The 19701-nt window shown below is 64.3% G+C and carries 21 protein-coding genes and 1 pseudogene; 10 read left to right on the top strand and 12 right to left on the bottom strand.

Going from position 1 to position 19701, the window contains the following annotated elements:
• Nucleotides 1-66 precede the first annotated feature (66 nt).
• The 6 genes from xerC to SOM39_RS07380 all read right to left on the bottom strand — a co-directional run bounded on the left by xerC (nucleotide 67) and on the right by SOM39_RS07380 (nucleotide 5462).
• Nucleotides 67-957 carry a tyrosine recombinase XerC gene (xerC, locus tag SOM39_RS07405; protein WP_093533981.1) on the bottom strand — a complete coding sequence of 297 codons (891 nt, stop codon included), beginning with the start codon at nucleotides 955-957 and terminating at the stop codon, nucleotides 67-69.
• A gap of 22 nt (nucleotides 958-979) precedes the next feature.
• Nucleotides 980-1657 carry a DUF484 family protein gene (locus tag SOM39_RS07400; RefSeq protein ID WP_068854063.1) on the bottom strand — a complete coding sequence of 226 codons (678 nt, stop codon included), beginning with the start codon at nucleotides 1655-1657 and terminating at the stop codon, nucleotides 980-982.
• Nucleotides 1654-2505: a diaminopimelate epimerase gene (gene dapF / locus SOM39_RS07395; RefSeq protein WP_249833138.1), complete on the bottom strand. Its 852-nt coding sequence runs from the start codon at nucleotides 2503-2505 to the stop codon at nucleotides 1654-1656. Before dapF ends, SOM39_RS07400 begins: the two co-directional genes overlap by 4 nt.
• Nucleotides 2498-2743, bottom strand: coding sequence for an LPS translocon maturation chaperone LptM (gene lptM, locus SOM39_RS07390; RefSeq protein ID WP_068854065.1), 246 nt, complete (start codon nucleotides 2741-2743; stop codon nucleotides 2498-2500). The genes dapF and lptM overlap by 8 nt, the downstream gene beginning before the upstream one ends.
• A gap of 127 nt (nucleotides 2744-2870) precedes the next feature.
• Nucleotides 2871-3287 (bottom strand): YbaN family protein, encoded by a 417-nt coding sequence (locus SOM39_RS07385; protein ID WP_306987499.1) that lies wholly within the window; start codon nucleotides 3285-3287, stop codon nucleotides 2871-2873.
• Between the two features lie 57 nt (nucleotides 3288-3344).
• Nucleotides 3345-5462, bottom strand: coding sequence for a S9 family peptidase (locus SOM39_RS07380; RefSeq protein WP_320457945.1), 2118 nt, complete (start codon nucleotides 5460-5462; stop codon nucleotides 3345-3347).
• A 97-nt stretch (nucleotides 5463-5559) separates the two neighbouring features.
• On the opposite strand from SOM39_RS07380, the gene SOM39_RS07375 reads away from it, so the two are divergent.
• Complete coding sequence (locus SOM39_RS07375) at nucleotides 5560-6747, top strand: pyridoxal phosphate-dependent aminotransferase (protein ID WP_306987497.1); 1188 nt, start codon at nucleotides 5560-5562, stop codon at nucleotides 6745-6747.
• A gap of 135 nt (nucleotides 6748-6882) precedes the next feature.
• Here the strand turns inward: SOM39_RS07375 and SOM39_RS07370 are convergent, their stop codons facing one another.
• Together SOM39_RS07370 and SOM39_RS07365 are read right to left on the bottom strand one after the other, a co-directional pair.
• The gene (locus SOM39_RS07370) at nucleotides 6883-8976 is read right to left on the bottom strand and encodes a prolyl oligopeptidase family serine peptidase (RefSeq protein WP_320457944.1); all 2094 of its coding nucleotides are present in this window, start codon (nucleotides 8974-8976) and stop codon (nucleotides 6883-6885) included.
• Between the two features lie 34 nt (nucleotides 8977-9010).
• Nucleotides 9011-9367, bottom strand: coding sequence for a hypothetical protein (locus SOM39_RS07365; protein WP_093533995.1), 357 nt, complete (start codon nucleotides 9365-9367; stop codon nucleotides 9011-9013).
• Between the two features lie 164 nt (nucleotides 9368-9531).
• Here SOM39_RS07365 and SOM39_RS07360 point away from each other — a divergent pair, with 164 nt between their 5' ends.
• Entirely contained in the window at nucleotides 9532-10134 is a 603-nt protein-coding gene (locus SOM39_RS07360; protein WP_184125697.1) for a lipocalin family protein, read from the top strand.
• Here SOM39_RS07360 and SOM39_RS07355 read toward each other — a convergent pair whose 3' ends face one another.
• On the bottom strand, nucleotides 10135-10437 hold the full coding sequence (locus tag SOM39_RS07355) for a HigA family addiction module antitoxin (RefSeq protein WP_320457943.1): 303 nt from the start codon (nucleotides 10435-10437) through the stop codon (nucleotides 10135-10137). It abuts the gene before it with no gap.
• A 12-nt stretch (nucleotides 10438-10449) separates the two neighbouring features.
• Between SOM39_RS07355 and SOM39_RS19315 the strand changes: the two genes are divergently transcribed.
• From SOM39_RS19315 to SOM39_RS07335, 5 genes and pseudogenes are all read left to right on the top strand, one after another.
• Complete coding sequence (locus SOM39_RS19315; protein WP_422664268.1) at nucleotides 10450-10788, top strand: hypothetical protein; 339 nt, start codon at nucleotides 10450-10452, stop codon at nucleotides 10786-10788.
• A 227-nt stretch (nucleotides 10789-11015) separates the two neighbouring features.
• Nucleotides 11016-12338 (top strand): dsDNA nuclease domain-containing protein, encoded by a 1323-nt coding sequence (locus SOM39_RS07345; protein WP_320457942.1) that lies wholly within the window; start codon nucleotides 11016-11018, stop codon nucleotides 12336-12338.
• A 14-nt stretch (nucleotides 12339-12352) separates the two neighbouring features.
• Nucleotides 12353-12886, top strand: coding sequence for an ABC-three component system middle component 4 (locus SOM39_RS07340; protein ID WP_320457941.1), 534 nt, complete (start codon nucleotides 12353-12355; stop codon nucleotides 12884-12886).
• Nucleotides 12883-13206 (top strand): annotated as a pseudogene (locus tag SOM39_RS19275) (AAA family ATPase); the annotation flags it as partial. The gene SOM39_RS07340 and the pseudogene SOM39_RS19275, both read left to right, overlap by 4 nt.
• A gap of 108 nt (nucleotides 13207-13314) precedes the next feature.
• Nucleotides 13315-14892, top strand: coding sequence for a hypothetical protein (locus SOM39_RS07335; protein WP_320457940.1), 1578 nt, complete (start codon nucleotides 13315-13317; stop codon nucleotides 14890-14892).
• A gap of 60 nt (nucleotides 14893-14952) precedes the next feature.
• Here the strand turns inward: SOM39_RS07335 and SOM39_RS07330 are convergent, their stop codons facing one another.
• The 3 genes from SOM39_RS07330 to SOM39_RS07320 form a co-directional block, all read right to left on the bottom strand.
• Nucleotides 14953-15642, bottom strand: coding sequence for a methionine ABC transporter permease (locus tag SOM39_RS07330; RefSeq protein WP_217535714.1), 690 nt, complete (start codon nucleotides 15640-15642; stop codon nucleotides 14953-14955).
• On the bottom strand, nucleotides 15639-16646 hold the full coding sequence (locus tag SOM39_RS07325) for a methionine ABC transporter ATP-binding protein (RefSeq protein WP_249834390.1): 1008 nt from the start codon (nucleotides 16644-16646) through the stop codon (nucleotides 15639-15641). The genes SOM39_RS07330 and SOM39_RS07325 overlap by 4 nt, the downstream gene beginning before the upstream one ends.
• Nucleotides 16647-16778: 132 nt before the next feature.
• The gene (locus SOM39_RS07320; RefSeq protein WP_095362990.1) at nucleotides 16779-17675 is read right to left on the bottom strand and encodes a DMT family transporter; all 897 of its coding nucleotides are present in this window, start codon (nucleotides 17673-17675) and stop codon (nucleotides 16779-16781) included.
• 78 nt (nucleotides 17676-17753) lie between these two features.
• Here SOM39_RS07320 and SOM39_RS07315 point away from each other — a divergent pair, with 78 nt between their 5' ends.
• From SOM39_RS07315 to SOM39_RS07305, 3 genes are read left to right on the top strand one after another with little or no spacing between them, the layout of a single operon-like run.
• A complete protein-coding gene (locus SOM39_RS07315; RefSeq protein ID WP_095362991.1) occupies nucleotides 17754-18236 on the top strand; it encodes a YajQ family cyclic di-GMP-binding protein in 483 nt (160 codons plus the stop codon).
• Nucleotides 18237-18242: 6 nt separating this feature from the next.
• Nucleotides 18243-18836 (top strand): DUF1415 domain-containing protein, encoded by a 594-nt coding sequence (locus SOM39_RS07310; protein ID WP_320457939.1) that lies wholly within the window; start codon nucleotides 18243-18245, stop codon nucleotides 18834-18836.
• On the top strand, nucleotides 18827-19630 hold the full coding sequence (locus tag SOM39_RS07305; RefSeq protein WP_320457938.1) for an SDR family oxidoreductase: 804 nt from the start codon (nucleotides 18827-18829) through the stop codon (nucleotides 19628-19630). The genes SOM39_RS07310 and SOM39_RS07305 overlap by 10 nt, the downstream gene beginning before the upstream one ends.
• The last annotated feature ends 71 nt before the right edge of the window (nucleotides 19631-19701 follow it).

Genomic DNA, 19701 nt, shown 5'->3' with positions numbered 1-19701 from the left:
AGGTGGGGCCACCGGCCGATCCTTCAAGCCGCCCTGCCCTGCGCCCGGGTGACGCAGTGGTCCGGTTCAGCTTTCGTTGTCGCCCGTGCGCCGCTTTGCCCGTGGGTGCGCGGCGTCGTAGACCTTGGCCAGGTGCTGGAAATCCAGGTGGGTGTAGATCTGCGTGGTGGCGATATCGGCATGGCCCAGCAGCTCCTGCACGCCGCGCAGGTCACCGGAGGATTCGAGGATATGGCTGGCGAAACTGTGCCGCAGCATGTGCGGGTGCACGTGCTTGAACAGGCCCTGGCGTTGGGCCAGCTGGCGGATGCGGATCTGTACGGCGCGCTGGGTGATCGGCCCGCCCTTGCGCCCGGGGAACACCGGCTGCGCATCGCCGCCGCCGCTCTCCGCACGCCATCCCAGCAGCGCCTCGCGCGCGTGCGAACCAAACGGCACGCGACGCTGGCGATTGCCCTTGCCGAGCACGTTGACAAGACCGGTGGCGAAATCCAGGTCGCGCCAGATCAGCGCGCACAGTTCGCTCAGACGCAGGCCGGAGGAATAGAACAGTTCGAGCAGCGCGCGGTCGCGCAGACCGAGCGGTGCATCGGTGGGCAGTTCCACCAGGCGCACCGCTTCATCGGCATCGAGCACCTGCGGCAATTTGCGCGGTGCCTTCGGGGCCTTCAGGCCGGCGGCGGGACTGACTGCGATGCGGTGGTGCTTGAGCAGCCACGCGTAGAAACTGCGGCAGGCCGACAGCCGGCGCTGCAGTGATTTTGGCGCCAGCCCGCGGCGGTGTTCGGCCGCGATGAACTGGCGCAGCTGCGCGCCATCGAGCCCTTCCGCGCTGCCCTCCTGCTGGATCGCCCAGGCATCGAGCGCGGCCAGGTCACGGCGGTAGGCATCCAGCGTGTGCGCCGATGCGCGACGCTCCACCTGCAGGTACCCGAGGAAATCCTGGACGGCGTTCATGCGGGATGGCGCCGGCGCGGTCTCAGGCCGGGTCGAAGCGCTTGAGGGCCACGGCCAGCGCCTCGCCCATCATGCGCAGGAACAGCGTGCCCATGCCCGGGTAGAAGCGGTTGCCATCATGGCTGCCCACCGCGATCAGGCCCACGCCCGGCAACGGCAGCAATGCGCTGGACTGCACTTCATCCACGCGCCCGCCGTACAGCACCGTGTTCTTCTCCGGCTGCAGGCGGCCGCAGATCGGCTCGCCATCCTTCAGGCAATCGCGGAACGATGCCAGCAGCGGGCTGCCTTCTTCGATCACCTGCAGCCACGGTGCCTGCTCCAGGCCCTGCACCGGATGCAACACCACCAGCCGCACGAGGTCACCGGCGAAGTCTTCCTCCAGCGAAGCGGCCATGGCGCGCAGGGTATCGGCGGCGCTGTCCTGCTTCATCAGTGCCAGCGTGAGCTGGTGGGTGCGCACGGCCAGGCGTTCGTTGACCTGCGCGTTGGCCGCCAGGTCGGCCAGCCGGCGCGACAGCTCGCGGTTCTTGTCGCGCAGCACTTCCAGCTGGTAGCTGGCCAGCGACGCGGTGGGGCCATCGTCGCGCGGCACCACCAGGGTCAAGGCCAGGTCCGGGAACTGCTTCAGGAACGCCGGGTGCCGGCGCAGCCACGCGGCGACTTCATGTGCGCCGATCTTCTCGATGGTGTCGCTCATGCGTTCCACTCCCCTTCGAAGACGAATGCAGCCGGTCCGGACATCACTACCTGGGCGTCGTCGGCCGTCCAACGCAGGCGCAGGTCGCCCCCCGGCAGCGACACCGTGGCGTCGCGCTGCAGGCGGCCGCGCTGCATCATCACCACGGCTGCGGCGCACGCGCCACTGCCGCAGGCCAGCGTTTCGCCGACGCCGCGTTCGAACACGCGCAGGCGCGCATGCTGCGGATCGACCACCTGCACGAAGCCGACATTGACCGACTGCGGGAAGGTCGCGTGCTGCTGCAGCAGGGGCCCCAGCCGTTCGACCGGTGCGGCGTCGACCAGGCCGACTTCGATCACGGCATGCGGGTTGCCCATGGAGACCGCGCCAAAGCGCACGGTATCGCCCTGCAGCGGCAGCAGGTATTCCTCGCGCGCACGGGCAAAGCCCAGCAACGGCACCTGGTCCGGTTCGAAGCGCGGCACGCCCATGGCCACCGCGTAGTGATCGGCGCCGATACGTTCAATGGCGTGGGTGGCGAGCGGGCTGTCGATGTTGAAACGTTCGCCCTGCGCCGCACCATCGCGCACCAGCCAGGCCGCGACGCAGCGCGCGCCGTTGCCGCACTGTTCGGACTGCGAGCCGTCCGAATTCCAGATGCGGTAGGCCGCCACCGAGCCTTCCGCGCGCGGCGGTTCGATGGTCAGGATCTGGTCGCAACCGACGCCGGTGTGGCGGTTGGCCAGCTGGGCCGCCAATGCCGGGGTGGGTGCCGGGGTACCGTCGCGCAGGTCGAGCACGACGAAGTCGTTACCCGCGCCGTGCATCTTGCTGAAGCGCAGCGCGGTGGAGGCGGCCTTACTCATTCCCGTCGTCGGAGTTGAGCTGCGGGTCGACCGGATCGGGCACGACCGGCGGATCGTCGGTGGCGTTGGTGTCTTCCGGTACCGCCTCGGCATCGGCGGCCGGCTCGACGGCCTGCTCTTCGACCGGCACCGGCTTCTGCGGCATGACCAGCGGGCCCTTGTTGCCACAGGCCGAAAGGAACAGCAGCGCCAGCGCTGCCAACGGAATCAGGATGCGATTGCGATGGGGGATGCTCATGGCCCGAGTATAGCGGCGCGCGAAAGGACAGGTGTGCCGATTCAATGAACGCCCAGATGGGACCGGTGCGCCCGGACCGGTGACTGCCACCACGGGTAGCGGCGGCCGTTGGCCGGCCCGGGCAGTGCTAGGGCGGCAACGGCCGGGTCCACAGCCACGCCGCCACCACCGTCATGCAGCCGATCGACAGCCACTTCACCCAGGCGATCGGCACGCACCACAACATGATGCTGGCGCACACCGCCATGGTCAGGGTGGCCATCCACTTGCCCTTGCGGCTGACCGCGCCATGCGCCTGCCAGTTTCCAATGGCCGGGCCGAACCGTGGGTGCTGCAGCAGCCAGGTGTGCAGGCGCTCGGAACCGCGTGAGGCGGCCCAGGCCGAAATCAGGACGAACACCGTGGTCGGCAGGCCGGGCACGAAGATGCCGACGATGCCGGTGCCCAGGCTGGCATAGGCAAGCAACCACCAGGCCCAGCGGAAGCGCACCGGTGGCCGCGCAGGCGCGGCATCGGGGTGCTCGGGGCGTTCGGGCAGGGTCATGCCGTGAGGATAGCGAGGCCCGGCGCCGACCGCGATGGTCGGCGCCGGCACGCAGCGTTACGGCGCCGTATCGACGCCCAGCTGGTCGAGCACGAACGCATACGACTCGGCCAGCTCCAGGTAACGCTGGAAGCGGCCGGACTTGCCGCCGTGGCCGGCTTCCATGTTCGTGCGGAACACGATCGGCGCGGTGCCGGTGTTGTCGTCGCGCAGGCGCGCCACCCACTTGGCCGGCTCCCAGTACTGCACCTGCGAATCCCACAACCCGGTGCCGACGAACAGCGACGGGTAGGCCTGGCGCTGCACGTTGTCATACGGGGAGTAACCCAGCATGTAGTCGTAGTACTCGCGGTTTTCCGGGTTGCCCCACTCGTCGTATTCGTTGGTGGTGAGCGGGATGCTGGCATCCAGCATGGTGGTCACCACGTCCACGAACGGCACCTGTGCCACCATCACCCGGTAATCCTGCGGGGCCTGGTTGGCCACCGCACCCATCAGCAGGCCGCCGGCGCTGCCACCGGACGCGGCCACCCGGTCCTTGGCGGCATAGCCCTGCCGGACCAGTTCGCGGGTGACATCGACGAAGTCGTTGAAGGTGTTCTGCTTCTTCAACAGCTTGCCGTCCTCGTACCAGGCGCGGCCCATTTCCTCGCCGCCGCGGATGTGCGCGATGGCATACACCACGCCGCGATCGAGCAGGCTGACCACGGTCTGGTTGAAACCCGGGTCCATCGACATGCCATAGCTGCCGTAGGCGTACTGATACAGCGCGCCCGTGCCGTCCTTCCTGAAACCGTTGCGGTAGACCAGCGACACCGGCACCTTGGCGCCGTCACGCGCGGTCACCCACACCCGTTCGGTGGTGTACTGCGCCGGGTCATAGCCGATCACCGGCTGCTGCTTGAGCTGGCGGCGCTCACCGGTGGTGGTGTTGAGCTCGTAGGTGGTGGTCGGCGTGGTCAGCGAGGTGTAGGCATAGCGCAGCCACGGCGTATCCGCTTCGGGATTGGCGGCCAGGCCCATGGAATACGCCGGCTCGTCGGCCTTGACGTAGTCCTGGCGCCCATCGGCGAACAGCAGGCGCACCCGCTCCAGCGCGTTGGAGCGCTCGGCGATCGCAGTGAAGCCGTCGAACAGTTCGAAGCCCTCCACCAGCACGTTGTCATCGTGCGCCACCCAGTCGGTCCACTGGCTGCGTGCGGTGGCATCGGTGGGCGCGGTGACGATCTTGAAGTTCTTCGCACCGGCATCGTTGGTGCGGATCACCCAGCGCCCACCGAAATGGTCGGCGTCGTATTCCACATCGCGCGCACGCGGCGCCAGCACCGTGAACTGCTGCGGGTTGGCGGCGGGTGCGTAGCGGCTTTCCGAGCTGACGGTGCTGTGCAGGTCGATGGTGATGAAGCGGTCGTCACGGGTGCGGCCCACGCCCATGTAGAAGCTGTCGTCCGCTTCCTCGTACACCAGCACGTCGCTGTGGGTCGGGGTACCCAGCACGTGCTTCTTCACCCGCACGGTGAGCAGGGTTTCCGGGTCGTTTTCCACGTAGAACAGCGTGCGGTTGTCGTCGGCCCAGACCACGTTGGCCGAGACATTCTCAATGCGGTCCGGCAGCACCTCACCGGTGCGCAGGTCCTTGAAACGGATCACATACTGGCGGCGGCCGACGTCGTCCTCGGCCCAGGCAAGCAGGTGGTTGTCCTGGCTTACGTCGGCATCGCCCACGTCGAAGTAGCCCTTGCCCTCGGCCATCACGTTGAGGTCGAGCAGGATTTCTTCCGGCGCTTCCATGCTGCCCTTGCGGCGCGCCTGGATCGGGTAGTCCTTGCCGGTTTCGTAGCGGCTGTAATACCAGTAGCCGCGCTCGCGCGCCGGCACGCTGGCATCGTCCTGCTTGATGCGGCCGACGATCTCCTTGTACAGGGTGTCCTGCAGCAGCTTGAGCGGGGCCATCACCTGGTCGGTGTAGGCGTTCTCCGCATTCAGATAGGCCAGCATGGCCGGCGCTTCGCGCTTGTCGTCCCGCAGCCAGTAGTAATCGTCATTGCGGGTCGCACCGAACGGAGTGGTGACCGCGTGCGGATGCTTCTCGGCGTCGGGTGGGGTCAGCGCGGGGGCGGCATGCACGGAAGCGGTCATCAGGGTGGCAACCAGAAAAGGAAGGGGGGATTTCACGAGATAGGGCTCCTTGCCAGTGAATGCAATGGTGGCCAGTCTGGCGGCGCGGCGGCACCCACGGCAAGCGCGCAGGCCCTCGCCTATCATGGGCTGCATGAGCACCCGCATCCCCACGGCTGGCTACAGCCGCCGCAGCCAGGAAATCGAACCCTTCCACGTGATGTCCCTGCTGGCCCGAGCGCAGGCGTTGGAACAGGCCGGCCATGATGTGATCCACCTGGAAATCGGCGAGCCGGACTTCACCACGGCCGCGCCCATCGTGCAGGCCGGCCAGGCCGCGCTGGCCGCCGGGCATACCCGCTACACCGCCGCGCGCGGGCTGCCGGCCCTGCGTGCGGCCATCGCCGGGTTCTACGGCACCCGCTACAACCTGGACCTGGACCCGGAGCGGATCCTGGTCACCCCCGGCGGCTCGGGCGCGCTGTTGCTGGCCAGCAGCCTGCTGGTCGATCCCGACCGCCATTGGCTGCTGGCCGACCCGGGCTACCCGTGCAACCGCCATTTCCTGCGGCTGGTGGAAGGCGCGGCGCAACTGGTGCCGGTGGGGCCGCACACCGCCTACCAGTTGACCCCATCCCTGGTGGACACCCATTGGAATGCCGCCAGCGTCGGTGCGCTGGTGGCGTCTCCAGCCAACCCGACCGGTACGGTGTTGTCGGCGGCGCAGCTGGCTGCGCTGTCGCAGTCGTTGAAGGCGCGTGGCGGCCACCTGGTGGTGGATGAGATCTACCACGGCCTCACCTACGGCATGGATGCGCCCAGCGTGCTGCAGGTCGACGACGACGCGTTCGTGCTCAACAGCTTCTCCAAGTACTTCGGCATGACCGGCTGGCGGCTGGGCTGGCTGGTGGCACCGCCGCAGGCCGTGGCAGACCTGGAGAAGCTGGCCCAGAATCTGTACATCAGCGCCTCCAGTATCGCCCAGCATGCCGCGCTGGCCTGCTTCGAGCCGGACACCATCGCCATCTTCGAGCAGCGCCGCCACGCCTTCCAGGCACGTCGCGACTACCTGCTGCCCGCCCTTCGGGCCTTGGGCTTCCGCATCGAGGTCGAACCGGAAGGCGCGTTCTATCTCTATTGCGACGTCAGCGGGTTCACCGATGACGCGCAGGCCTTCTGCGCGCACTTCCTGGAAACCGAGCACGTGGCGTTCACCCCGGGCCTGGATTTCGGGCATTACCGCGCCAACCAGCACGTGCGGCTGGCGTATACGCAGGAAATTCCGCGATTGGAGGAAGCCGTGGCAAGGATCACGCGCGGCCTGGAAACCTGGAAGGGCTGAAAAAAAACGCCGCGCATCACGCGCGGCGTTCAAAAGGGGTGGAGCCAACCAGACGCCCCACCACCCGGAGGCGTGCACCGACCAACGGTCGGTGGCTACCGAGGGTAGGTGCCGACCGTTGGTCGGCACACCTTCTTATTTCAACTGTTCCCACAGGAAGCTGTAGGCCAGCGCCGACATGTGCGCGGCCTGCGCATTGTTCGCCGCGCCGCCGTGGCCGCCTTCGATGTTCTCGTAGTAAGTGACGTCCTTGCCCGCCTCGATCATCTTCGCCGCCATCTTGCGGGCATGGCCCGGGTGGACGCGGTCGTCACGGGTCGAGGTGGTGAACAGCACCGGAGGATACGTCTTCTTCGGATCGAACAGGTGGTACGGCGAGAAGGTTTGAATGTACGCCCAGTCGGCGGTGTCGGGGTTGCCGTATTCGGCCATCCACGAGGCGCCGGCCAGCAGGTGGCTGTAGCGCTTCATGTCCAGCAGCGGCACCTGCACCACTACCGCCCCGAACAGCTCCGGGTACTGGGTGAGCATGTTGCCGGTGAGCAGGCCACCGTTGCTGCCGCCCTGCACGCCCAGGTGCCGGGGCGAGGTGATCTTCCGGCTCACCAGGTCGCGGGCAACTGCAGCCATGTCCTCATACGCCTTGTGCCGGTTCTGCTTCAGCGCCGCCTGGTGCCAGCGCGGGCCGTACTCGCCACCGCCACGGATGTTGGCCACCACGTACACGCCGCCCTTTTCCAGCCAGGCGCGGCCCATGCCGCCGGAGTACGACGGGGTCAGCGAGATCTCGAAGCCGCCGTAACCGTACAGCAGGGTCGGGTTGGACCCGTCCAGCTTCATGTCCTTGGCATGCACCACGAAGTACGGCACGCGGGTGCCGTCCTTGCTGGTGGCGAAGTGCTGCTCGATCACCTTGCCTTCGGCATCGAAGAACGCCGGCATGGTCTTGAGCACTTCCGGCTGCTTGCCGATCTCAGCCAGCGCCAGGGTGGTCGGGGTCAGGTAGTCGGTGACGGTCATCCACACCGCATCGCTTTCGTCGGCATCCACCGCGCCTACCGCCACGGTGCCAAACGAGGGCGCGCCGGTGAAGTCGCTCTTCTTCCAGCCCTCGGCTGACGGCGTCAGCACCTGCAGGCGGCTCTTGACGTCATCCAGCACGTTGAGCACCAGGTGGTTCTTCGTCCAGCTCGAGCCGGCCAGCGAGGTGGTCGCGGTGGGGGCGAACAGCACCTCGAAATCACGCTTGCCGGCGATGAAATCGTCCAGCCTGGTGATCAGCAGCGAACCGGCGGCATAGGTCTTGCCACCCACCGTCCACGGATCGCGCAGCTCCAGGGTGAGCCACTGCTTACGCAGACCCTTCTCGGCCGAGTTCGGCGCATCGATCCTGGTCAGCGTGCCATCGTCGGCGCGCAGGTAGATCTCGTTGTTGTAGAAGGCCAGCGTGCGGCTGACCAGGTTGCGCTCATAGCCGGGCGTATCGTCGTGCATCGCCGCGATGTACATGTCATCGGACTTGCCTTCGTAGACCACGCTGGCCGCCGACAGCGGCGTGCCGCGCTTCCACAGCTTGGCCACCCGCGGGTAGCCGGAGGTGGTCATGCTGTCCTTGCCGAAATCGGTGTAGACGAACACGGTGTCGCGGTCGATCCAGCCCAGCCCGCCCTTGGATTCGGGACGGAAGAAGCCGTCCTTGATCCAGCGCTTGTTGGCCAGGTCGAATTCGCGGGTCACGTCGGCATCGGCGCCACCGCGCGACAGCGCGACGAGGCAGCGGGTGTACTCCGGGCGCAGGCATTCGGCACCGTGCCACACCCAGTTCTCGCCCTCGGCCTTGTTCAGCGCGTCCAGGTCGAGCACGGTCTCCCACTTCGGGGCAGGCTTGCGGTACTCATCCAGCGTGGTGCGCCGCCACAGGCCGCGCTCGTGCTGCTTGTCCTTCCAGAAGTTGTAGTAGTACTCGCCGATCTTCTGCACGCCGGGAATCTTGGCATCCGAATCGAGCACCTCGCGGATGCTGGCTTCCATCTGCTTGAAGGCCGGGGTCTGGGCCAGGCGCCCTTCGGACTTGGCGTTCTGCTGCTTGACCCAATCCAAGGACGTGTCGCCGGTGACATCTTCCAGCCAGGCGTAGGGATCGGCGGGGGTCTCAGCGGCCATCGCGGTTCCAGCGGCACCAGCAGAGAACAGGCCTGCCATCAGGCAGGCAGAGGCGAGTCGTGACATTGGGGCTCCAGGCGGTCATATCCCCCGGACGCTATCACACGGCCTGCCCCGCTCCCCCCTGTCGAAGGTCAGGGCGAAGGCGGGGAGCCGCGCGGCGGACCCGGCGCCGCGCCTGCGGGCCGCGCCGGCGGCGGGCCTGCCAGGCCAACAGCGAAGTCGGCAGGCGGAAGCGGTACAGGCTCCACCACGCCAGGCACGGCATGCCGACCAGCCACATCGGCAACCACCCCACCCATTCACTGCTGCCACGCGCGGCCGGCCACACCAGCACCACGGCCAGACCGGCCAGGGCCACCTGGCGAACGCCCCGCAGGATGCGGGGATCGGGGGCCTGCAGGGCGCGGGTGCCAGGCTGCGGGGTGCGGGAACGGCGCGAAGACGACAGGGTCATGACAGGGCTCCATGCGAAAGTGATGCGTCACCTTGCCGCGCTGCCATCTCACAGGCTGCGACCTTCGCATTCCCGCCATTGACGTTCTCTTCCGTCCCACCCACCATGCCTGCAGCCACGCTGACCGACCCATGGCCTGTACCACCACTGGAGCTTTTCGCCGCATGTCTTCGAACCGCCCGCTTCGCGTTGTCCTGCTGCTGTCGACGCTGTCGCTGCTGTCCGCCTGTGCGTTCGGCGACAGCAAGCCGACCCCGGTGCCGACGGTCAGCACCCCGGCCAGCGCGCCGATCGACCTGCAGAAGTTCATGGGTACCTGGTACGTCATCGGCCGCGTGCCGAACCCGGTCGAGCGTGGCCACGTGGCCAGCGTCAACCAGTACACGCTGCGCGGCGACCAGAAAGTCTCGATCACCTATCGGTTCCGCGACGGCTTCTCGCAGCCGCAGCAGGAGCTGACCGTGCGTGCCTCGGTGGACGAGGAGAGCGGCAACCACAACTGGCGCACCTGGTTCTACAAGGTGGTGCCGACCCATACCCGCGTACTGGAAGTGGCGCCGGATTATTCGTGGGCGATGCTGGGGTACCCGGGCCGCGAGATGGCCTGGATCTTTGCGCGCAAGCCGGACATGGACAAGGACCTGTACAAGGAGCTGGCCACCCGCCTGCGCGACCAGTACGGGGTCAACACCGACAAGCTCAAGCGCGTGCCGCAGCACCCCGAGCAGGTGGACCGCCTGGGCTACGAGGTTCCGAACGTAAGGTGATCAGGCCGCAACGCGGGGCATGACCCTGCGTTCGATGTCCTGCCACGTAGGCAGGGTCTTGAGGTCGTATTCGGCCTGCAGTGCGAGCCACGAGGCGGCGTCACCGCCGAAATGGCGCGCCAGCCGGGCCGCCGTATCCGCGGTGACGCCCCTGGTTTCATGCACGATGGCATGCAGCCGGGTGGCCGGCACGTCGAGCGCGCGGGCCAGCGCGTTGATGCTCAGCTTCAACGGAGCCAGGAATTCCTCGCGCAGGATCTCGCCCGGGTGGATGGCCCTCAGGTTGTTCTTGGGACGGCTCATGGCGGCACCTCAGTGTTAATCAACGCTCTCGACATCGCGCGGACCGGCTTCGGTACAGATAAAGCACAACCGCCACTGGGCATTGATGCGGATGGTGTACTGGCCGCGCCTTCCCCGTTCAGCTGTTTCAACGCGGTTGCCGGGTGTGCTGCGCAGGAACGGCAGGATCTGCGCAGCATCGAGCATCCGCAGCATGCGTTCGGCGGCCAGCTAGAGCCCCAGGAACTGCCGGGGGCAACGGCCTTCGAACAGGGCGAGCGCATGGCGGCAGCGACGGACTGGATCATTCCGCGCAGCGTATTACGCTACGCGGAATATAACACAGGCGTTCGTCACACACCTACTAGCTGACTAAGTGCGCAGTGGTAACCGAAGCAGCGGCGTCGGCACGCTGTTGCCACCCAACGGATCGCCATGTCGCCGATCTCTAGTTGGGAACGACACCCGCCCTTGTTCAGGTCGTAGCGCAGCTCCAACATCAAGAAAAGGCTGTAGAGGTTCCGCGCCGCGCCGCGCAGTCTCATCTAGAGGCGAGACCGCCGAGGCAGCTACGACAGCTGGTGCAAGACGGGGGGTGCATGATGAATGTAACGTATGTCCGTTCAGATCTCAGCCTGACCGGTGCACATATGGAGTGCATCGCTCAACTGCCCAAAAGGAATAAAGGGACTTCGATCGCAATGATGCTTGAGACCACTTTGGCACAGGACGACCCGGGCGACGAAACTTCCCGGAGGTTTCGCTATCAGTACACCTATGCAGCAACTGCCTGCTGTGGCGCTATCGACGCGGACCAAGATGCGGACGAAATCTACTGTGAACACCATGAAGACATTCTAATTAAGCACACCGATGGACGGTGGACCGGCATCCAAGTCAAGACGCGAGCATCAAACCAACCTGTCTGGAAAGCGAGTGACGAGCAGGTAAAATCTTCATTCGCTCGCTTCTGCTTTCTTGACAACCTGTTCCCTGAATCTTTTCGAAGCTTTCTCTTCGCTACGAACCATCCTCTGCACGATGCAAAAAACGCTGCGAGCTTAAAAAACATCATTAAAGAGGCGCACGATGCGACAATTTTTAGCGATCTCTCTGGCCCCATACAGAAATGGATTTCTGCGCGAGCAATTGAAGCGGGCGTCTCAGAAGCGCAAGCCCTTCGAACCCTGAAAAAGTGCCACGCGAGAGACAACCTACCTAAGCTCGAGGACTCGCTAATTCGACTGGTGGGCGACCTTTCTCTAATGTGGTCAGGTGCCAAGAACTGTACATATGAACAGCTTCAGAAGGCGGCAACCCGCTTGATTGACGAGTGCTGTAAGGCCTCCAGCCTGGAACACGACCAAGCGCTCTCAGCATACGTCCGCTCCCTCGCACCGACTAACGAGGTGTCGATGGCTATCGCCGGAAAGCGTATGACGCAAGAAAAAATCCTCCAAGCGCTCACATCCGGCCTAGTGTCAACGGCAATGCTCTCCGGCGACACTGCGCTGACTCCGATGCCAGGGCATGGATCATCTGAGCTACTATCTCGCAAGCTAGATGCCGGCGGATTCTCTTTCAACTCGATCAATGCTGCAGCCGATCTCCGAGATAAGGCGGACTATCTTGCTCTTGGATGGACGAAAAAGTTCGGCAATGAAAGAGGATTGGAACGGTACGATCACGTTCGAAGCGTAGCTCTCTCTGAGGCAGCGAAAGCGTATGACGAGACCTGTACCGACAAGTCCACTTTCGGCAAAGAGATGGCCATGCAACTGCGCAACAACATCAACTCGCGCAGACAGGCAAAAGAAGAATTGTTCGACTGCAGTGACTCTCATGTTGAGGGCATTGCTTACGAGTTAACTGCGGAATGCAAGATTGCTTGGAGCACGGACCGACCTTGGGAAGACGAATAATGGATATCGTGAAGATGATCGCAGAATTGGATGATTCACCGTCGCTGAATGAGGCGAGAATTCTCATATTAATCGCGGCGTTCCAGAACGACGAGGAAGGATCTTCAGTTGAGGGAATCACAAAGCTTGCGAAACTGGACTTCCTACTGCGCTATCCCGTCATGCTTGAGAAAGCACTTTTATCGAAAGGCAGATCAATCAGAGATCTCCAGCTTCAGGAGCACGAGCGCTACAGCGTGGAGTCCGAAATGGTCAGGTATCGTTTTGGCCCTTGGGATCATCGATACAAAGAGTACTTGAATGTGCTGACATCGAAAGGCCTAGTTGCGATATCGATTGAAGGACGAAAGGTTGTGATATCAGTGACTAAGGATGGGAAGCGAGTGGCACAGATGCTAGCCTCGAATAAGGACCTTGAGATTCTTTCTCAGCGCGCCAACATCCTGAAGCGGAACTTCGACTTGACGGCAACCAACTTGATGAAATTTATCTATGAGACCTTTCCGGAGATAATTTCCTTGCGGTCGAACGTGGCGATTCCGACATGAGGGTAAAACTACTCAGCCTCACACTGACAAATCAAAGCTCTGTCGAGATAGTGCCCTTTTCTCGCTCGGTGACGTTCCTTTATGGACCGGTTGGAACGGGAAAATCGACGGTCGCGAGGCTTATAGACTACTGTTTTGGAGGTGACCTCGAGCGGACGGCCGCAATCAAGAGCGAGCTGCTGTCCGCGAAATTGGATGTTGAGCTGGGAAACTTTCGCTGCGCGATCGAACGCTCGGTCACGGACACGCAAACCGTGCGCGTGACATGGGCACTGGTGCCTAGGCAGTTGCACCTTACCGAAGAAATTTCTACCGATTCAATGCCAGAGAGCCAGGCCTCCTATACAGGGGATGTCGCTGAATCGGAGTCAGTCAATGCCACCATCGCAGCGGGCCCAGCGCTTATCGCGGGAGAGCAGGTTTGCAACTTGAGCGATCTGCTCTTTTACTTGTGCGGAGTGACACCCATAAAAGTTCGAAAGAGCCGACGAGACTGGGATTCACCATTGGTACGACTCAGCTTCAGAGATATCTGGTGGTACTGCTATCTGGAGCAAGAACACTTGGATTCATCGTTCTTCCGTCTCGAAGATCCATTTAAAGGACGCAAAAGCCAAGATGCCATGCGATTCTTCACAGGCCTTCATTCTCTGCGGATGAACGAGCTTGAGCAAGCCCTGTACGCAGCGATTGACGAACAGAAAGCGAAGCGAGAAGCCGCCAAACAGATACGTCAGTTCATGGAAAAGTTTGAGCTTGGATCAGAGATTGACGTTGAAGCGAGGATAGAGGCAACCACGTCAGAACTGGCAGGACTCAAGGCAAGCAGAACAATCGCTGAGGCTGGGCGAAGTGCGGCCATTCATCCAACAGAACCCCTAAGAGCCAGCATTCGCGGTCTGGATGCGGAGATTGCTGGGACGGAGAGCTCTATATCGGAGATGGAGGCGACTGTCAGCGAGCAACGCGCCTTGAAGGCAGAGTTTGTAACCGCCAAGTTGAAGTCTTCCAGATCAGAATGGGCCGGAGACGTGCTTGGTGATGTCCCATTCAGGACCTGCCCCCGCTGTGCGGCGGACATCTCGTCGCGCACGAGCGTGGACTCCTGCACACTCTGCTGCTCCCCTATTTTTCAAGCTCGGGAGGTCGACAGCGTAAAACTTGAGGCCGCAAGACGAGAGTTGAACGACAGAATCGACCAGCTTTCTGACTCAATCGCCAGACGCCAAAAATCTCTTGCTCGCGCCAAGAAGCAGCTCACGCTGCTCCGAGAGGATAAGCGCGCCGCAGACTATAAGTTATCCATGGACCTTCTCCGTTATGACTCCGCGTCAGTGGAGACACTGAGGGAGCTGGATAGGAAGGAGGCAACGTTACAAGAGCGTGTGCACTCGCTTGAGCGCCTTCAGATGATGCCGAAGGCCATCTCCGAGCTGGAGGAGGAGGCTGCGATCCTTGAAGCGGTCATTGATCGAACTAGAGCTTCTTTAAAACATGCGGCGGATAGCCTCCGACTCGCAGACAGCAACGTTTCCGCCATAGCCGATCGCTTCAAGCAAATTATGCTATCAATTGGATTCCCCGGCGTCTCCACGGAAGACGATGTGATCATCGACACTCGGACATGGCGCCCTGAAATTCTTCACGGAGATCAAGAATGGAATTTCTGGGAAGCCGGAAGCGGCGGAAAGAAGACGCTTTTTAACGTGTGTTACGCACTCGCAATTCACGAGACCGCCAGAGAGCGCGGCCTCCCTGTGCCATCGGTTTTGGTGATAGACAGCCCGACGAAGAACATCAGTGACGATGAGAACCCCGCTCTGGTTGAATCTCTATATCGGGAGATTTACAGGATTGCGCAGGGCGAAGGCAATCAACCGATACAGTTCCTGTTGATCGATTCGGACTTGGTACCGCCGACTGTTGAAGATATTGAATTTACGAGTAGACATCTAGCGGGAACGCCTGAGGATCCAAGCTTAATTTCGTACTACCACGGCCCGTAGCGCAAGTATTCATGCGGACAAGAGGCCAAGCCAAGCCACGCAGGGCGTGGCTCCAGCACATTATTTGCGCGAATACCGCCCTACCAGCCAATCGCCCAGCATCTGCAGCAGCTGGACCAGCACCAGCAGCAGCACCACGGTGACCAGGGCCACGTCGGTGTGCGAGCGCTGGTAGCCGTCGCGGAAGGCCAGGTCGCCCAACCCACCGGAGCCGATCGCGCCGCCCATGGCGGTGAAGCCGATCAGGGCGATCACCGTGACGGTGGCACCGGCGATCAGGCCCGGCCGTGCTTCGGGCAGCAATACCCGGCTGACCAGCTGCCAGGTGGTGGCGCCCATCGCTTGGCTGGCTTCGATCACGCCGCGGTCCACTTCGCGCAGCGCGGTTTCCACCAGGCGCGCGTAGAACGGTGCGGCACCGATGACCAGCGGCACGATCGCGCCGCGTACCCCGAGCGAGGTGCCCATCATCCACAGCGTGATCGGAATCAGCACGATCATGAGAATGATGAAAGGCACCGAACGCAGCAGGTTGACCAGCAGCGCCAGCCCGCCATACAGCACCGGCTTGCGGTGCAGCTGCGGCGAACCAGTCAGGAACAGCAGCACGCCCAGCGGCAGGCCGATGGCCAGCGTGAGCGGCAGCGAGCCGGCCAGCATCAGGAGGGTGTCGACGGTGGCCTGGCCGATATCGGCCCATTTGGCCGCGTCGAGATGGCGGAAGAACCCGCCCGCAGTAGCGATGATCATCGGCGCAGCTCCTCCAGGTGGACGCCGGCCGCAACGAACCCCGCCTGCGCGGCCTGCACATCGCCTCCCACCAGCGATACCGTCAGCTGGCCATACGGGGTGTCCTTGATGCGGTCGATGCGACCGGACAGGATGTTGTAGTCCACTCCCGTCTCGCGGGCGATGCGGCCCAGCACCGGCTCATAGGTATCGGTACCGAGGAAGGTCAGGCGCACGATGCGCCCTGCCACGGCGTCGAAATCCTTGTGCAGCTCGCCTTCGTCGACCTGCTCGGATTCATTGACGAAGCGGCGCGTGGTCGGATGCTGCGGGTGCAGGAACACCTCGGTGACCGGCCCGGTTTCTACCAGGTGGCCAGCATCGAGCACGGCCACGCGGTCGCAGACGCGGCGGATCACATCCATCTCGTGGGTGATCAACACGATGGTCAGGCCCAGCTCGCGGTTGATCCGGCCCAGCAGCTTCAGCACCGAGGCGGTGGTCTGCGGGTCGAGCGCACTGGTCGCTTCGTCGCACAGCAGGATCTGCGGGCGGGTGGCCAGGGCGCGGGCGATGCCGACGCGCTGCTTCTGGCCGCCGGACAGCTGTGCCGGATACTTGTTGGCGTGCGCCTCCAGGCCCACGGTATGCAGCAGTTCGCTTACCCGTGCGTCGATGTCCGCACGCGGGGTGCCGGCCAGCTCCAGCGGGAAGGCCACGTTGGCCGCCACCGTGCGCGAGGACAGCAGGTTGAAGTGCTGGAAGATCATGCCGATCTTCCGGCGCAGCGCGCGCAGGCCGTCGCGGTCCAGCGCGGTGACGTCCTCGCCGTTGATCAGAAGGCGGCCACCGGTCGGCTCTTCCAGCCGGTTGATCAGCCGGATCAGGGTCGATTTGCCCGCGCCGGAATGGCCGATGATGCCGAACACTTCGCCGGCCTCGATGGTCAGGTCCAGCGGCTGCAGCGCGGCGATCGCGCGGCCGCCGACGGCATAGGATTTGTGCAGGCGCTGGAACTCGATCACTTCGCGGTCAACCGGGGCATCGACGGGAGGGGGCGTGCAGCCTACCAGCGCGGGACGGCCCTGGCCCGCGCGGCAGCAGCGAATCATATTCCGTTTGATTATAAGGCGGCGTCATCGCCCGCCCGGCGGCGCTCAGGGATGGTCCAGCGGCTGCGGCGCCCGCACCTGGCGGACCCGCTCGCGGTGCAGCAGGTACAGCCCGGAGGCCACGATGATCGCCGCGCCCAGCCAGGTGAAGCGGTCCGGCAGCACGCCCCAGAACAACAGGTCCCAGCCGATCACCCAGACCAGCCCGGTGTATTCCAGCGGGGCGATCAGCGAGGCCTCGCCCAGCTGGAAGGCCCGCGTCAGCGCCACCTGGCCACCCGCCCCGGCCAGGCCCATGCCGGCGATCAGCCAGCCATGGCGCAACTGCAGCGGCTGCCAGTCCGGGATCGCCAGCAACCCGGCGCCCAGCGCCAGGATCACCAGGAACCAGACCACCATCGACTGCGGCGTATCGGTGCGGGTCAGCATGCTGACGGTGATCGCCGCGACCGCATAGGCGGTGGCCGCCAGCAGCACCATCAGGCCCGGAATGGAAATGAAGCCATCCACGCCGGGACGCAGCACCACCAGCACCCCGACCAGGCCGATGCCAATGGCGATCCAGCGGCGCGGCCCGACGTATTCACCGAGCAGCGGCACCGACAGCGCGGCGATCAGCAGCGGCGCCACGAAATAGATGGTGTAGGCGGTGGACAGCGGCAGGCTGCGCAGGGCGAACACGAAGCACCCGATCATGGCCATGCCGAGCAGCCCGCGCAGCAGGTGCAGGCCCCACCGGACCGGAATCAGCGAGCGCGGGCCGGCCGTGGCCAGCACCCAGACCAGCACGAACGGCAGCGACGCCGCGCCACGCAGGAAGGTGACCTGCAGGGTCGGATAGCTGGAGGACAACTGCTTCATGCCCGCATCCATCAGCGAGAAGCAGGCCACGGCCATGAGCATCCAGGCGACGGCACGGGTGGGGGTACGTTGGGATTCCATGGCCCATTATCACCACCCTTGCCGGGACGTCCATGCGGGGTTGTTAGAATGGCGGCTTCACCTGCAGGAGTTTGCCCCATGCCCTCTTTTGACGTCGTTTCCGAAGTCGACATCCACGAACTGACCAATGCGGTCGACCAGGCCAACCGGGAGCTGTCCACCCGCTTCGATTTCAAGGGCGTGGATGCCAAGTTCGTGCTGGAAGACAGCGTCATCAGCCAGTCCGCGCCCAGCGACTTCCAGCTGCAGCAGATGACCGACATCCTGCGCCAGCGCCTGACCGCACGGAAGATCGATGCCGCCTGCCTGGAATTCGGTGATATCGAAACCAACCTCGCCGGCGCCCGCCAGAAGATCACCGTGAAACAGGGCATCGAACAGAAGGTCGCCAAGAAGATCGCTGCGGCAATCAAGGAAGCCAAGCTCAAGGTCGACAGCCAGATCAACGGCGACAAGCTGCGCGTGACCGGCAAGAAGCGCGACGACCTGCAGGACGTGATGGCCCTGCTGAAAAAGGGAACGTTCGAGGTCCCGCTCCAGTTCGACAATTTCCGCGACTGATTGCCCATGAATGACATGCCCCTCATCGCCGACACCGCGCCGGACGGCAGCGATCCCATCGCGGAAACCCGGCGTTGGCTGGAGCAGATCGTCATCGGCCTGCACCTGTGCCCGTTCGCCAAGGCGGTGTACGTAAAGGACCAGGTGCGCTTCGTGCTCAGCGACGCCACCACCGTCGAAGCGCTGGTGGAAGAACTTGCCGAAGAGCTGGTGCTGCTGCGCGACACCCCGGCCGAGCAGATCGACACCACGCTGATCGTGCACCCGGACGTGCTGACCGATTTCCTGGACTACAACGACTTCCTCGACAACGCCGATGCCGCGATCGAAGCGCTGGACCTGCAGGGCATCCTGCAGGTAGCCAGCTTCCACCCGCAGTACCAGTTCGCCGGGGTCGCGCCGGATGACGTGAGCAACTACACCAACCGCGCGCCCTACCCGACCCTGCACCTGCTGCGCGAAGACAGCGTGGAACGCGCCGTGGCCGCCTTCCCGGACCCGGACGTGATCGTCGAGCGGAACATCGAAACCCTCGACAAGCTGGGGATTGAAGGCTGGACCCGCCTGCTCGGCCGCAAGGACACCCCCCGGTGCCACTGACCCCGGCCATCACCGACTGGCCCGCGCAACCGCTGCGCGACCGCGTGGTGATCGTCACCGGTGGCGCGCAGGGCGTGGGTCGTGGCATCGCGCAGGCGGTGCTGGGCGCCGGCGGCAGCGTGATGATCGCCGACCTGGACGCCGACGCCGGCCGCGCCTGCCTGAAGGAATGGGCACTGCCGGAGCGCGCCGCGTTCCAGCGTGCGGATGTCGCCAGCGAACGCAGCGTGCAGGCGCTGGTCAAGGCTGCGCTGAAGCGTTTCGGGCGGATTGATGGGCTGGTCAACAACGCCGGCATCGCCAGCGCGCATGGGACGCCGTTGGCTGACATGACGTTGGCCGAATGGCAGCGCCGCCTGTCCAGCCTGCACGGGGCGTTCCTGTGCAGCAAGCACGCACTGCCAGCGCTGCGTGCGCAGGCCGGCGGGGCGATCATCAACATCGCCTCCACCCGCGCCTGGCAGTCCGAGCCGGACAGCGAAGCCTATGCGGCGGCGAAGGGCGGGCTGGTGGCGTTTACCCACGCGCTGGCGATCAGCAGCGGGCCCGATGTGCGGGTCAACAGCATCAGCCCCGGGTGGATCACCACCGATGCCTGGCAGGCCCCGGCACGGCGGCGCACGCCGAAGCTGTCGCGCCGCGACCATGCCCAGCATGCGGTGGGGCGCGTCGGCCAGCCGGAAGACATCGGTGCGCTCGCGGTGTTCCTGCTCTCGGACCTGTCCGGCCTCATCACCGGGCAGGACCACATCGTCGACGGCGGCATGAGCCGCACGATGATCTACGCCGAGTGATTCACCGCCGTGCCGACCAACGGTCGGCACCTACCCGGATCAATGGTGCGTGCGCACCAACGGTCGTACCG

Source organism: Stenotrophomonas sp. CFBP8994, from assembly GCF_034044835.1.
GTDB classification, from domain to species: domain Bacteria; phylum Pseudomonadota; class Gammaproteobacteria; order Xanthomonadales; family Xanthomonadaceae; genus Stenotrophomonas; species Stenotrophomonas rhizophila_A.
This window is presented reverse-complemented; position numbering and strand designations above follow the sequence as displayed.